The sequence below is a fragment of the Actinoplanes sp. NPDC051851 genome (genome assembly GCF_040681165.1).
Classification (GTDB): domain Bacteria; phylum Actinomycetota; class Actinomycetes; order Mycobacteriales; family Micromonosporaceae; genus Actinoplanes.
Window position 1 is genome coordinate 14,266 of sequence record NZ_JBFAYF010000017.1, and the last position, 12,814, is coordinate 27,079.

Below are 12,814 nucleotides of genomic sequence, written 5' to 3' on the forward strand. Positions count from 1 at the left end.
TCTTGGTGGCTGGCGTTCTGGGGTGTGTCGGCGGGCTTGAGTGACCTCTGGGTGCCAGCTTTCCCGGCGTGGCTGGCGTTCAGGGGTCTCTCGGGCGCCTGAGACACCCCGGATCGCCAGCCGACCGGCCTGAGGCACCCCGGATCGCCAGCCGATCGGCCGGGGCGCCCCTGGGCCGCCGGCTCACCGCCCGTGGGGTGCCGCCCGGCCGGTCCATGATCGAACCCTGGCACGCGGAGCCGGCGATCCGCGGGTGGCGAGTGTTCGGGCGGGCACCCTGTCACGGGATCCGGCATCCCGCCCAGGTGGTCCAGATGTGACCAGCAGGGTCACGTATGGATGCTGCCGTCAGCGACAGTTCCTCAACTGGACGGCATTGCTCCCTGATGCATCAGGAGTGATGTATCTAGAGTGATGCATCCCGGGTGATGCATCCCGGGTGATGCATCCCGGGTGATGCATCAGGAGTGATGCATCAGGGTTGATGCATCAGGAGTGATGCATCAGGGTTGATGCATCACCCGGGATGCATCAACCCTGATCGGGTTCGGGCTCGGTGGGTCAGGCGGAGCGGAGGGCCAGGCGAGCCATCGCGTGGCGGACCAGGGAGATCAGGGCCATCTTGCTGGACTCGCGGTCGCGGGCGTCCAGCCAGACCAGCGGGACCTCCGGGCCCAGTTCCAGGGCGCTGCGGATCTCGGCCTCGGTGTACTCGCACTCGCCGTAGAACCGGTTCACCGCCGCGATGAACGGGAGGCGGCGGCGTTCGAAGTAGTCGACCGCCGGGAAGCTGCTGTCCAGGCGCCGGGTGTCGACGAGCACGATCGCGCCCACCGCGCCCTGGGCGAGCTCGTCCCACATGAACCAGAAGCGGTCCTGTCCGGGGGTGCCGAACAGGTACAGCACCACGTCCGGGCTGATCGTGATGCGCCCGAAGTCGAGCGCCACGGTCGTGTGGGTCTTGCTCTCCACGCCGGTGGTGTCGTCCACCCCCAGGCTCGCCTCGGTGAGGATCTCCTCCGTGGTCAGCGGGGCGATCTCACTCACCGAACCCACCAGCGTCGTCTTGCCGGTACCGAAGCCACCGGCAATGACGATCTTGACCGATGTCCGGTCCATTTTTCCTCGTTCCTTGACGAACATTCTGTGACGACGAGGCCGCGCTCGGCGGCGGGCGGGGCTAGAGCCGCTCGAGCCCGGCGAGGACCGCGTCCAGCAGCCGGAGGTCCACGACCTTCTGCTGGGCCGGGGATCCGATCTTCAGGTAGCCCTGTTCCAGCAGCACGTCCACCATCACCTTGATGATGGTGAGCGGGATGTGCAGGTAGGCGCCGATCTCCGCGATGGAGATCCAGCCACCGCACCGGCTCAGGATCTGGAGATACTCGGGCTCCAGCCGGGTGGTGTCGACCCGGAGCGCGACGACCTGGGTGGCGAGGTCGAGGGCGGTGTCCCGGGGGCTGGTGCGCCCGTTGACCAGTATGTACAACGGTACGAACCGGCCGGCTTCGTCCTCGTCCTCGCCGTCCCAGCTATCAGTCATGGATCTCCGATGCCAGCGCCGACCGGGCCTCGGTGCCCAGGTAGTCGCCGATCCGGCTGACCAGGCGGCTCACTTCGTAGGCCACCATTCCCATGTCGACGTTCTGATCACAGAGCACCGCGAGGCGCGCGTTCTGCCCGGCCGCGGCGAGGAAGAGCGTGTGCTCCACGTACTCGATCACCACCTGCTGGACCGGGCCGCTGCCGAACCGGCGGCCGGTGCCGGCCGCGACGCTGTACATCGACGACGAGCCGGCGGCGAGGATCTCGGCCAGGTCCTGCGGCATCGAGGTGGACTTCTGAATGATCAGCCCGTCGGTGGAGAGGACGACGACCGACACGACGTGTGGCACCTCGACGAGGTCGTCCAACATCCAGGGCAGATCATTCGGGGCTGTCGAGTGGGTCACGCGTTCCTGCCTTGCTCAGCGGTGGGTTCGTTGTCGTCGGAGTCGGCCGCCCGGCCATCGGCCCAACCCCGTTGGTAGCGCGCGAAGCGGTTCCGGGCCTCCTCGGGAGACCGCGATGCCGTCACCTGTGCCGTGTCGTCTTCCACGACGGCCTCCTCGCGCAATCCCGGCGCGAGGTGCTGCTGCGGGCGCCGCTGCGGTAGCGGCCGTTTGCCCCCGCCGTTCGAGGCCGCCGCGGGCGATGCGGCCGGCGGGCCACCCGCCGGCGGCGCCGCGGGTGGGATCACCGGCGGGGTCACGGGTATCGGGGCGGTGTGCCCGGTGAGCCCGCCCAGCGTCTGCCGGCCGCGCGGCGCGATCGGCGGCTGGACCGCCTGCTGCGGCTGGACCGGCTGGACCGGCTGTGAGGGGGCCTGCTGCAGGGGGCCAGGTTGCGACGGGGGCTGCTGCGGCTGCCGCTGGGCGGGCACCCGGCCGTTGGTGGCCTCCGGCTCCAGTACGCCCACCGAGGAGCGGTTCACCACCGGCGCGATCCCGGTGGCGGTCTGCCAGTTCCGATCGCGGCGGGGCTCCTCCGGCGGCGGCACCGCGGCCAGGCCCGCCGGGGGAGTCGGCTCCGCGTCGGCTGGTTCCGGCTCGCCGCCGCCGGCCACCAGCACCCGGTCCGGCAGCAGCACGATGGCGAGCAGGCCGCCGTACGCGGACCGGCGCAGGCTGACCTGCAGACCCTCCCGCTTGGCGAGCTCGGCGACCACGTAGAGGCCGACCTGGGACCCGTCCTTGAGCTCGGTGACCTCGGGCGTCGGAGCGGTCGCGAGCAGGGTGTTCGCCCGCTCCACCGCCTCCTGGCCCATGCCCACGCCGGCGTCCTCGATCTCGATCGCCACGCCGTGGTTGACCCGGCTCGGGGTCACCCAGACCGTGGTGCCGGGCGGTGAGAAGGCGAGCGCGTTGTCCAGCAGCTCGGCCATCAGGTGGACGACCTCGGCGACCGCGTGGCCGACCAGCGAGACGTCGGCACCGCCGCGCAGGTTGATCCGCTGGTAGTTGTGCGTCTCGGAGAACGAGGCGAGCAGCACCCGGCGCAGCGGCACCGGCTTCTGGAACCGGCGGCCGATCTGCCCACCGGCGAGGATGACCAGGTTCTCCAGGAATCGGCGGGTCTGGTTGAGCTGGTGGTGGATGTCGAAGAGACGCTCCATCACCTTCTCGTCGCCCATCTGGGCCTGCAGGTCCTCGACGGTCTTGAGACCGCGCTGCAGCGGGCGCTGCGGGCGGCGGGCGACACCCATCAGCATCGCGGTGCCGGCGGCCCGGGCCTTGGCCTCGTCGACCGCAGCCTCGGCGGCCGCGCGCAGCGACCGGTTGATGACCCGGGAGACCTGGCCGATCTCGTCGGAGCCGTAGTCCTTGCTGGCGAACTCGGTGGCCAGGTCGACCTGTTCCCGCTTGCGCAGCCGCTCCATGATCGCGGGGAGGCGCTGGTCGACCAGGTCGTCCGCCTCCTGGCCCAGGCGGGACAGGCGGATCGAGAGCGCGCGGTCGACCAGGACGCTGGACTGGCGCAGCGCCCAGAGGATCGCGATGATCGCGACGAGCAGGGCGACCAACGAGCCGACGAGCGCGGTGAGCAGCTGGTTGTTACCGGTACGCAGGGTGCGTGCGGAGACCTTGTCGGCCTCGAGCACGGTCAGGTCCACGAGGTTCGAGGAGACCGTGCCGGTCAGCGAGGTCCAGCGGTCCCGGTTGACCGAGCTCACCGTGAGCGCGCTGGGCACGCCCTTCTTCCACGGGCCGGCCGCGATGATCGAGTTCTCCGCGGCGACCAGGTCCTTCCAGGCGCTGCTCGCCTCGATCGCCTCGAGCTGCTCCGCCGGTCCGGGCTCCAGATGGGTGGAGGCCTGGTCCAGCTGGTAGTGGTACGAGTCGACCAGCTGGACGAACTCCAGGTACTGGGTCCGGGTCAGCGATCCGGCGGCGAACGCGCCGTCCATGGTCGAGGCGGCCCGGGTCATCATGTCGGAGGCCCGGAAGACCTCGGTCGAGGTGAGACCGCCCTGGGTCGCGGTGGCGTCCGGCACGCCGCGGGCCTGGGTGTCGAAGAGCTCGGTCGCGGTGTCCAGCAGCTCGTTGTAGAAGGCGTACGCCTGGGCCGCCGAGGTCGACCGGGCGTCGATCGCGCTCCGGGTGGTGGCCAGCTGGTCGAGGTACCCGGTCAGGGTGTCCCACCGGGTGGTGATCGAGGCCGGCGCCTGGGCCAGGGCGCTGTCGGCGACCGCGCGCAGCTCGGTCAGCTGCTCGTCGGTCTGCCGCCGTTGGTCGAGCAGCGTGGTCAGGTCCCGCGAGGGGCGGGCCAGGTACGCCACACTGAGACGGCGTTCCTGCTGGATCGAGGAGAGGGCCGAGACGGCGGGGATCGAGACCTCACGGACCGATACCGCCACGGTACGGTTGTAGAAACCCTGATAGATCAGGTACGCGGAGGCGGCCAGCCAGACGGCCAGGGCCACGACACTGGGCACGAGCACCAGGCGGACCACCCGCCGCCGGATCGACTGCTGCCGTTTACCGCTGCGCTCCGCGACCTCGGACGCCGGGGCGGGACTCGCCGGAGCGCCGGGCGGGGGGCTAGTCAGGTCGGCCGATGTTGGCGCCAACATTCATCCAATCTGGACAGCATGAAGCAACGACTCGCACGCGGTTCGACCCCCGTCAAATGTGCGTGCAAACCCTAGCGGGGGACCGTGATCCGCACCAGCGAGGCATATCTCCACAGTCTTCGGTGTGACTGTCCTTACTGGTATCAGCGTCGCCGGGCGTCGGCAAGGTCATTGCCGGACCGGCGGAGCCTGTCCATGATGGACCATGACCCGGGTACGGCGATCGCCGGGCGTCCCGGTGCCGGACAGTGATCGTCCGGTCGCCGCGGCGCCGGGCTCCGGGCGTACCGGAAAAGCGGTTTTAGCTGGGAAAACGTGGCGGTTCTCTCGCTCCGGGCGCCTTGACATCGGAGCCTTCCCGGACCAGCCTTGTTGATCTCAGCCGGCCCGGACGCTCCCCGCGGGCGGCACACGGTGAAGGGCCCCGAGATGGAACTGGACGCGAAGGACTACGAGGAACTGCAACGAGGCTCCTCGATGGTGGAGCAGTGGCGCCGCAGTGAGCACGCCTCCCGGGTGGCCGCCGAGCTGATGCGCCTGCACGGCGGCACGGTGCCGATGAGCGAGCTGCTCTGGGCGGGCGCCGAGGCCTTCCTTCCGCGCCAGTGGCAGGCGGGCCGCGCGGCCGAGCCGGAGGAGGCCGCCACCGAGGTCTACGAGCGCTGGCGCCGCCTGGAACGCCGTCGCATCGAGCGCCGCCGCCGCGAGGCCTGAGCCGTAACACGGCTGCCGGAACGTGGCCGCCGGTGACACGGCCGCCGACCTCAACGGTGCCCGACTTCCGCCGAACAGACCGGAAAGGTTCGTTCGCGAAGGTGGTGGCCGGATGCTTCCCGAGGTGGTCGGGACGTGGGTGCACGTCGAACTGCCCCGCCTCAACCGGGCGATCCTCGGCGCGCAGGCGCCGCCGGAGCTGCTGACCGAGCGGCTCCGCGCCGAGCTGCTGCCCGAGCTTCCGGTGGTCACCCGGCTGGACCAGCGTCAGGCGTGCCAGCTCACCGTGCTGCTCGGGCTCGTCGGCGCCTCGGTGGCCCGGCACTACCAGGAGCACGAGCCGGACGGCCGGGACCACCCCGAGCACGCGTTCGCCGGGCTGCTGTCCGGAACGGATCAGATCCCCTTCCGCGCCTACTTCGCGGCGCTCGCCGATCACACCGGCAGCGGGCACTGCTACCGGGACGGCTACGCCTCGCTGGTGCGCTGGAACGTCGGCAGGGTCCGGGTCCGGATGGGCCACGAGACGGTGGCCGAGCTGCCCGGAGCCTTCGAGGACGGGCACGTCCGGACGTACACCGGAGCGGGCAGTGAGGAACGCTTCTTCGTCCTGGTCAAGATGGGTGAGACGGTCGAACTGGCGGTCAACGAGCTCCTCTGCCCACTCACCCCCGAGCATGCCTCTCTCGCTTCCGAGGAGGCGATTCACAACGTACGCGCGGCGACGGTGCTCCTGACGACTCTGCGCGGACTGATGGTCGACTTCGCCGGTCTGCCCCCGGAGGAGGGTATGGCGCCCGATCACTTCCTCGACGTGTTCCGGCAGTTCGCCGTGCACTGGACGCTCGGCGACATCCCGCCCAGCGGCGCGCTGGACCCGGAGGCGCTGAAGCGGGACTTCCTGCTCGGGATCGCGTACCCGGAGTACGAGGAGCGGGCCCGGCGGCTCTTCCCGGGGCTGCTCACCCACGAGCGGGAGGAGATCTCCGACCTGATGACGATGCTCCCGCTGCCCGAGCGGCTGCTCGGCGACTTCGGGCTGGCCGCCGGCGGACTGCACGACGCGGATCACGGGGACCTGCGGCGGCTGGTCGCCCACCACCCCGCGCTGGTGGACTGGTACCGGCTGCTCACCGCGCACGCGCGGGCGTCCGGGGCGCACCTGATGCTGAGCAAGCGGATGCTCTTCAACCCGCAGCGGCTCCGGGACGCGGCCGGGCTCGGCGACGGGCGGCTCGTCTCGAACCGGAGCGGGACGACCGGGATGACCGAGCGTTACCTGGATCGGCTCACCCGGGCGCGGAAGGAGCACCCGCTGGCGCCGCTGGGCCCGGTTTTGCGCGCGGAGGCGGTGGAGGGCGGGGTACGTTTCGATCGAGAGTCGGCTCCGGTAGAGGTCGCCGTCGAACTTCTTGGGTGATTTATCATACTTTATGGGGGTTCGGTGAAGCCGCTGGCGGCGATCGGCCGGGACCAGCTGATGGCGCTGATCGACCACACCTCCGCGGTGATCTACATGCGCGACGCGGACGGGCGTTACCTGCTGGTCAACCGGGAGTACGAGCGGCTCTTCGACCTCGACCGGGAGGACATCGTCGGGCTCACCGACCACGACCTGTTCCCGCGGGAGATGGCCGACGCGTTCCGCGCCAACGACCTGCAGGCGCTCGCCGGGGGCATACCGGTGCAGATGGAGGAGCAGGCGCCGGGCGACGACGGGCCGCGTACCTACATCACCGCGAAGTTCCCGCTCATCGACGAGCGCGGGCACGCGTACGCGGTCGCCGGCATCTCCACCGACATCACCCAGCGCAGCCGGGCCGAGGCCGCGCTCCGGGAGAGCGAGGAGCGGTTCCGGCTGCTCGCCGAGCACGCCCAGGACATCATCTTCCGGTACCGCCTGGATCCCGACCCGGGAATGGAGTACCTGAGCCGCGCGGTGGAGACGCTGACCGGGCGGCGGGCGGAGGAGTTCTACGCGGAACCGGCGCTGATCTTCGACTGCGTGGTCCCGGAGGACCGGCCCCGGCTCCGGGAGTCCTGGCACGCCGCCCGGCCCGGGACGCTGACCGTACGGCTGGTCTCCGCGGACGGGCCGGTCTGGATCGAGCAGCGGGCCAGCGCGATCACCGACGACGACGGCCGGCGGGTCGCGGTCGAGGGCATCCTGCGCGACGTCACCGAACGGGTCGCCGCCGAGAAGGAGCGCGCCGAGCTGGAGCACCAGCTCCACCAGGCCGACCGGCTCGACTCGCTGGGCCGGCTCGCGGGCGGGATCGCACACGACTTCAACAACATCCTCGCGGTGATCGCCGGGTACTCCGACATCCTCGCCGAGGAGCTGGGCCCCGAGCACCCCGGCGTGGGCGACGCCGAGGGGATCAAGCAGGCGGCCGCCCGGGGCAGCGCGCTGACCAGGCAGCTCCTCATCTTCAGCCGTGCCGAGCCGTCCCGGGCGGAGACGCTCGACCTCAACGCGGTCGCCGTGGACATGGAGCGGATGCTCGCCCGTACGCTCGGCGAGGACATCGACCTCTCCACCGCGCTCGCCCCGGACCTGCCGCCGATCGTGATGGACCGCGGCAAGCTGGAGCAGGTCCTGATGAACGCGGTGATGAACGCGCGCGCCGCGATGCCCGCCGGCGGCCGGCTCACCATCGCGACCGGGGCCGACGGGGACTTCGTCACGCTCGACGTGACCGACACCGGGTGCGGGATGCCGCCGGAGGTGCTTGCCCGGGCGTTCGAGCCGTTCTACACGACCCGGGGCCGGGGGCGGGGGACCGGGCTGGGACTGGCCACGGCGTACGGGGTGGTGACCGGGGCGGGCGGGACCATCGGGCTGGAGTCCGCGGTGGGCGCTGGGACGCGGCTGCGGGTGCGGCTGCCGGCCGGTGCGCCCGGGGAGGCGCCGCCGGTGATCGCCGAGGAGCGGCCCGCGCGGGGCGGGGCGGGACGCCGGATCCTGGTGGTGGAGGACGAGGACGCGGTCCGGGACATCGTCTGCCGGCTGCTGGAGAAGGCGGGGTACCGGGTGTTCTCAGCGCCGGACCCGCAGGAGGCGCTGCGGATGTGCCGTGCCGGCGGGCTGGAGTTCGACGCGCTGCTCAGCGACGTGATCATGCCGGGGATGTCGGGTACGCAGCTGGCGGCGGCGCTGCGCGACGACCGGCCGGGACTGCCGGTGCTGTTCATGTCGGGGTACACCAGCGGGCCGGCGCCGGGCGGGCAGGAGCTGCCGCCGGACGCGCCGCTGATCCGCAAGCCGTTCGAGACGCAGACGCTGTTGAGCGAGGTGCACCGCCTGCTGTCGTCCCGGGCCGAGCGGTAGATCCCGGCCCGGGACCGTGGCTGCTAGCTCGCGGTGCAGGTCAGCACCGGAGTGCCGGCGGTGCCGGCGGCGATCAGGCCGAACGTCGCGGGCAGTGCGCCGTTCCAGCTCGCGTTCCGTACGGTCGCGGTGGAACCGCTCGTGGTCAGCGTGCCGTTCCAGACCTGGCTGATCGACTGGCCGCTGCCGAGGGTCCAGCTGACCGCCCATCCCGTGGTGGAACCGCTGCCGGTGACCGCGACGTCCGCCTGGAATCCGCCGCTCCAGGAACTGGTGACCGTGAGCACGGCACTGCAGCCCGTGCCGGCCGGTGACGAGGTGGTCGCGGTCGGGGTCGGCGACGTCGTGGTGGGGGACGTCGTGGTGGGCGACGTCGTGGTGGGGGACGTGGTGCTCGTCGTCGGATCGGCCACTCCGGTGGCCAGACTGTAGGCGAGGCTCGGCTGGAAGGAGCCGGCCGTGTACGCGCACCCGTCGGCCTCGCCGGGCGGCTTCACCCAGAGGTACGCGTCCACGTCGGCGTCACCGGTCGCGGTGGTCGGGTACTGCCCGATCCGCCGGTCGGTGTTGTCGTCGCCGCACCAGTCGCCGGCCGCGCCGCCGTTCCGGCTGGTGTCGATCACCTGGTGCCGGCCGGAGACGCCCGCCGCGGTGAGCGCGCTGATGATCGACCGTCCGTAGCTCACCTCGCTCGACGTGGCGTTGAAGTTCGAGACGTTGGTGTAGAAGCCGTCCGCGTCCGCGACTCCGGCCGCCACCAGCCGGGACGCCTGATCGGCCGCGCTGTTCCAGGTCGAGTGCCCGGCGTCGAGGTAGACCCGGGCGTTCGGGTTCGCCGCCTTCAGGGTCCGGGTCGCGGTGCTCAGGGCCTGGTCGCGGGCGGTGATCTCGCCGGAGCTCAGGCAGGTCTGCAGGGCGATCGAGTCCGGTTCGAGGATCACCACGGCGGTCCGCGTGCCGAGGCCGCCCGCGATCCCGTTGATCCAGGTCTGGTACTGGCCGAGGTCGGGAGCGCCGCCCGAGCTGGCGCCGCCGCAGTCCCGGTTGGTGATTCCGTAGACGGTCAGCACCGGGATCTGCCCGGCGGCGTTCGCCCCGTTCACGTAGGTGGCGACCTCGCTGCCGATCGTGCTCAGGTTGACGGTGGCGAGCCAGTGCGACGCGGGCTGGCTGGCGATCCGGCTCTGGATCACCGCGGTCCGCGAGTCGTTCGGGTTGGCCGCCACCCACCGGGCGACGGCGGTGTCCGCCTCGCGGTAGAGCGTGCCACTGATGCTTCCGGCCTCGGCGGGTACGGCACCGAGCACCGTGCCACCGGCTGCCGCCACTGCGGCGACCGCGGCCGCCAGCCAGCCCTTGTTCCTGGGGGACATCGACGTTCCTTCCGGGGGGAGAAGGTTCTGGGAGCGCTCCCACCGTAACGTCGCCGCCACGTCCCGGCAATCTAGGTGCATCAATCGATAGGGGCCTCACCGTGCGGCCGGTTGGCAGAGCAGCCGCACGGGGAGGCCCCGTCAGGGATCAGCTCGACGAGCCGAAGGAGGTCAGTTGACCGAGACGGCGGAGCCGGCGGAGGTCGTGACCGGGGTGTACTTGGCGGTGAAGAAGCCGTTGGCGACGCAGGCCGCCGGGCCGGTGCTCTTGTTGAACTGCTGGTCGGTGAAGGTGATCGAGTTGTCGGTGTTGTCGGCGACCGCGCTGATCGCGTTGTTGTTGGCCACGAATACGCAGGTCACCGAGCCGAGCAGGGTCTTCAGCACCAGGGTGGCGGAGATCGGCGCGGCGTCGGTGCCGGCGACCGTCACGGTGCCGTCGCTGGCGGTGGTGGTGGCGTACGGCAGGTTGTTGACCGTGACGCTGTTGACGCCCGTCACGCCGGTGATCCCGGTGACCGTGCAGGTGCCCAGGGTCAGCGTGGAGGAGAGCGACGCGCTGCCCGGGGAGACCGGGTTGTCGTTGACGAGCGAGCTGATGCTCGACGCGGCGCAGAACATCCCGCTGGTGCCGCCCGCCGTGGTGGCGAAGGCCGCGTTGGTGCCGGTGGCGAGCGGCGCCGCGATGGTGTCGCCGACCGCGACGGCCGCACCGTCGGCGGTCAGCACCGCGACGTCGTCGGCGTAGGCGGGAGCGGCGCCGAGGATCGCGGCGAGAGCGGTGCCGGCGATCGCGGCGGCGGTGATGCGAGAACGCATGGGGGACACCTTTCTAGGGTTGAACTTCAGTTGGCCGAGGCGGCCAGGGCCTGCTGGAGGTCGTCCAGACTGGGAGAGATGGCGAACGTGGTGTCGTTGTCGCCGAACTCGACGGCGTTCTTGCCGGCCGCCGAGGGGAGCCCGAAGGCGAGGTTGATCAGCGCGTCGAGGGTGCCGGGGATCAGGCCGCAGCCGTTCGCCTTGGGCACCGCGTACGCGTTGTCCACCAGCGTCGCCCCGCTGAAGCCGACGCCCAGCGTCTGGTACCCGTTCGGGTCCGCGACGATGGAGAGCTCGCCGGAGTCGCCGGTGACCGGCGTGTTCGGGGCGGGCGGGCTGGTGGTCCCGGTGGTCGGGCTGAACTTGATCGGGTTGCTGTTCGACCCGATGTAGCACGATCCGCCGAAGAAGGCGTTGTAAAGGTGGAGCTTGACCGGCAGTACGAAGACCGGGGTGTTCTCACCGGTGGCGAGCGGGACGAAGTCGGTGATGTCACCGGCCAGCTCGACCTTGGCGAAGACACTGGTCACGCCGGGGATGATGTTCTCGATGCCGGGGATCTCGACCTCCAGCGGCTCGGCGATCAGCGTCTTGCCGTTCGCCGCCGGGACGGTGGAGTACACGTTCGCCTCGGTGCCGTCGGGGAAGGTCCGCACCGGCGCGCTGGCCGGCCAGTAGACGCCGAACTGCACCGTGATCGGGTCCTCGAACGGGACGACGTTGTCGCCGATCGTGACGCTTCCTCCGTTGGTGACCGAGTACACGCAGCCGACCTGAAGGTTCGTCGCATCCTTCATCACGGTCGAGGTCAGGGGGCAGTCGCCCAGTCCGGTGTACGCGCCACCGGGCTCGGCCGCCTGGGCCGGTGCCGCGGCGACGACCAGTGCGGTCGTGGTGGCCATCAGCGTGATCAGGGCACGCTTGAACGGTGACGCAACCATGGCGCCACACTCCTTAATGATGATGGTGGGAGCGTCGACCCGGCCGTTTCCGCAGCGGTCCGGGGAGTTCAGCGGAGGGTGATACTGGGAGCCCGCCTCGTACACCATCGAGATCATGGCGAATGCCATGAAAAACCTGTCAGAGTTATAAACCTGGCGGTCTGCGGTGTCAAGCCATCGAGGGGTGACGATGACGAACACGATCGACCCGCTTCCGGGAGCCCGGACCGGCCGTGACCCGGCCCGGGCGATCAAGCGCGGGCCCCGCACGCTGCCGCCCGAGGTGGTCGCCGCCACGCAGCGGGAACGCCTCTACGACGCCCTGGTGCACACGGTCGCCGAGAAGGGCTACACGAACGCCCGGGTGAGTGACATCTGCGCCGCGGCGGGTGTCACCCGGCCGGCCTTCTACGCGCTCTTCGCCGGCAAGGAGGACGCGTTCCTGGACACCTACCGATTCGGCACCGGGGTGCTGCTGCGGCTGATGGACGATGCCTTCGAGAGCGAGACCGACTGGCGTACGGGCGCCCGCGCCGCCCTGCGGGTGCTGTTGTCCCTGCTGGCCAGCGTGCCCGCGTTCGCGACGATGGCGATCGTGGAGATCGACGCGGCCGGGCCCGAGGCGCGCCGGGAGCGTGCCGAACTGCTCGGCCGGTTCGCCCGGTTCTTCGAGGCCGCGCCGCATCCCGCCTCCGGCCCGCTCCCGGAAGGATTGATCGATACCGTTGTGGGGGGTGTGTACTCGACCATCTACCGGTATGTTTCGGACGGTCACGTCGACCGGCTGCCCGGGTTGCTGCCGATGCTCAGCTACTTCACCATGGCTCCGTTCCTCGGGCGCGAAGGTGCCGCGACGGAGTTGACCGAGCATTCTCCCCGGTCAGATACCGACGAGGTTTTTCACTGACTGGAATGCCGGCGGATGGTCTTGACGATCCTCGTTACTGAGGCGTAACTTCGCCGAAATCCATCGAGTGAAACCAATAGCGAAAACCGCCGGCCCGCATCCGCAGTGCGGTAGCCG

11 protein-coding genes are annotated in these 12,814 nt (G+C 70.6%); 4 read left to right on the forward strand and 7 right to left on the reverse strand.

Annotation, left to right across the window (positions count from 1 at the left end):
• Positions 1-561 precede the first annotated feature (561 nt).
• From AB0M08_RS18230 to AB0M08_RS18245, 4 genes are all read right to left on the reverse strand, one after another.
• Complete coding sequence (locus AB0M08_RS18230; RefSeq protein WP_364494129.1) at positions 562-1,119, reverse strand: ATP/GTP-binding protein; 558 nt, start codon at positions 1,117-1,119, stop codon at positions 562-564.
• Positions 1,120-1,180: 61 nt separating this feature from the next.
• Positions 1,181-1,543, reverse strand: coding sequence for a DUF742 domain-containing protein (locus tag AB0M08_RS18235; RefSeq protein ID WP_364494132.1), 363 nt, complete (start codon positions 1,541-1,543; stop codon positions 1,181-1,183).
• Complete coding sequence (locus AB0M08_RS18240) at positions 1,536-1,916, reverse strand: roadblock/LC7 domain-containing protein (protein ID WP_364494135.1); 381 nt, start codon at positions 1,914-1,916, stop codon at positions 1,536-1,538. Before AB0M08_RS18240 ends, AB0M08_RS18235 begins: the two co-directional genes overlap by 8 nt.
• Positions 1,917-1,948: 32 nt before the next feature.
• Positions 1,949-4,612, reverse strand: coding sequence for a nitrate- and nitrite sensing domain-containing protein (locus AB0M08_RS18245; protein WP_364494138.1), 2,664 nt, complete (start codon positions 4,610-4,612; stop codon positions 1,949-1,951).
• Between the two features lie 429 nt (positions 4,613-5,041).
• On the opposite strand from AB0M08_RS18245, the gene AB0M08_RS18250 reads away from it, so the two are divergent.
• The 3 genes from AB0M08_RS18250 (at position 5,042) to AB0M08_RS18260 (ending at position 8,657) form a co-directional block, all read left to right on the forward strand.
• Positions 5,042-5,326, forward strand: coding sequence for a hypothetical protein (locus tag AB0M08_RS18250; RefSeq protein ID WP_364494141.1), 285 nt, complete (start codon positions 5,042-5,044; stop codon positions 5,324-5,326).
• 112 nt (positions 5,327-5,438) lie between these two features.
• Positions 5,439-6,746, forward strand: coding sequence for a hypothetical protein (locus tag AB0M08_RS18255; protein ID WP_364494144.1), 1,308 nt, complete (start codon positions 5,439-5,441; stop codon positions 6,744-6,746).
• A 24-nt stretch (positions 6,747-6,770) separates the two neighbouring features.
• Entirely contained in the window at positions 6,771-8,657 is a 1,887-nt protein-coding gene (locus AB0M08_RS18260; RefSeq protein WP_364494147.1) for a PAS domain-containing protein, read from the forward strand.
• Between the two features lie 23 nt (positions 8,658-8,680).
• On the opposite strand, the gene AB0M08_RS18265 is transcribed toward AB0M08_RS18260, so the two are convergent.
• The 3 genes from AB0M08_RS18265 to AB0M08_RS18275 all read right to left on the reverse strand — a co-directional run bounded on the left by AB0M08_RS18265 (position 8,681) and on the right by AB0M08_RS18275 (position 11,790).
• A complete protein-coding gene (locus tag AB0M08_RS18265; RefSeq protein ID WP_364494150.1) occupies positions 8,681-10,030 on the reverse strand; it encodes a glycoside hydrolase family 6 protein in 1,350 nt (449 codons plus the stop codon).
• A gap of 171 nt (positions 10,031-10,201) precedes the next feature.
• Positions 10,202-10,849, reverse strand: a complete 648-nt coding sequence (locus tag AB0M08_RS18270) for a Tat pathway signal sequence domain protein (RefSeq protein ID WP_364494153.1) — start codon at positions 10,847-10,849, stop codon at positions 10,202-10,204.
• 26 nt (positions 10,850-10,875) lie between these two features.
• Entirely contained in the window at positions 10,876-11,790 is a 915-nt protein-coding gene (locus tag AB0M08_RS18275; RefSeq protein WP_364494156.1) for a hypothetical protein, read from the reverse strand.
• A gap of 190 nt (positions 11,791-11,980) precedes the next feature.
• On the opposite strand from AB0M08_RS18275, the gene AB0M08_RS18280 reads away from it, so the two are divergent.
• A complete protein-coding gene (locus AB0M08_RS18280; protein WP_364494159.1) occupies positions 11,981-12,697 on the forward strand; it encodes a TetR/AcrR family transcriptional regulator in 717 nt (238 codons plus the stop codon).
• Positions 12,698-12,814: the final 117 nt, after the last annotated feature.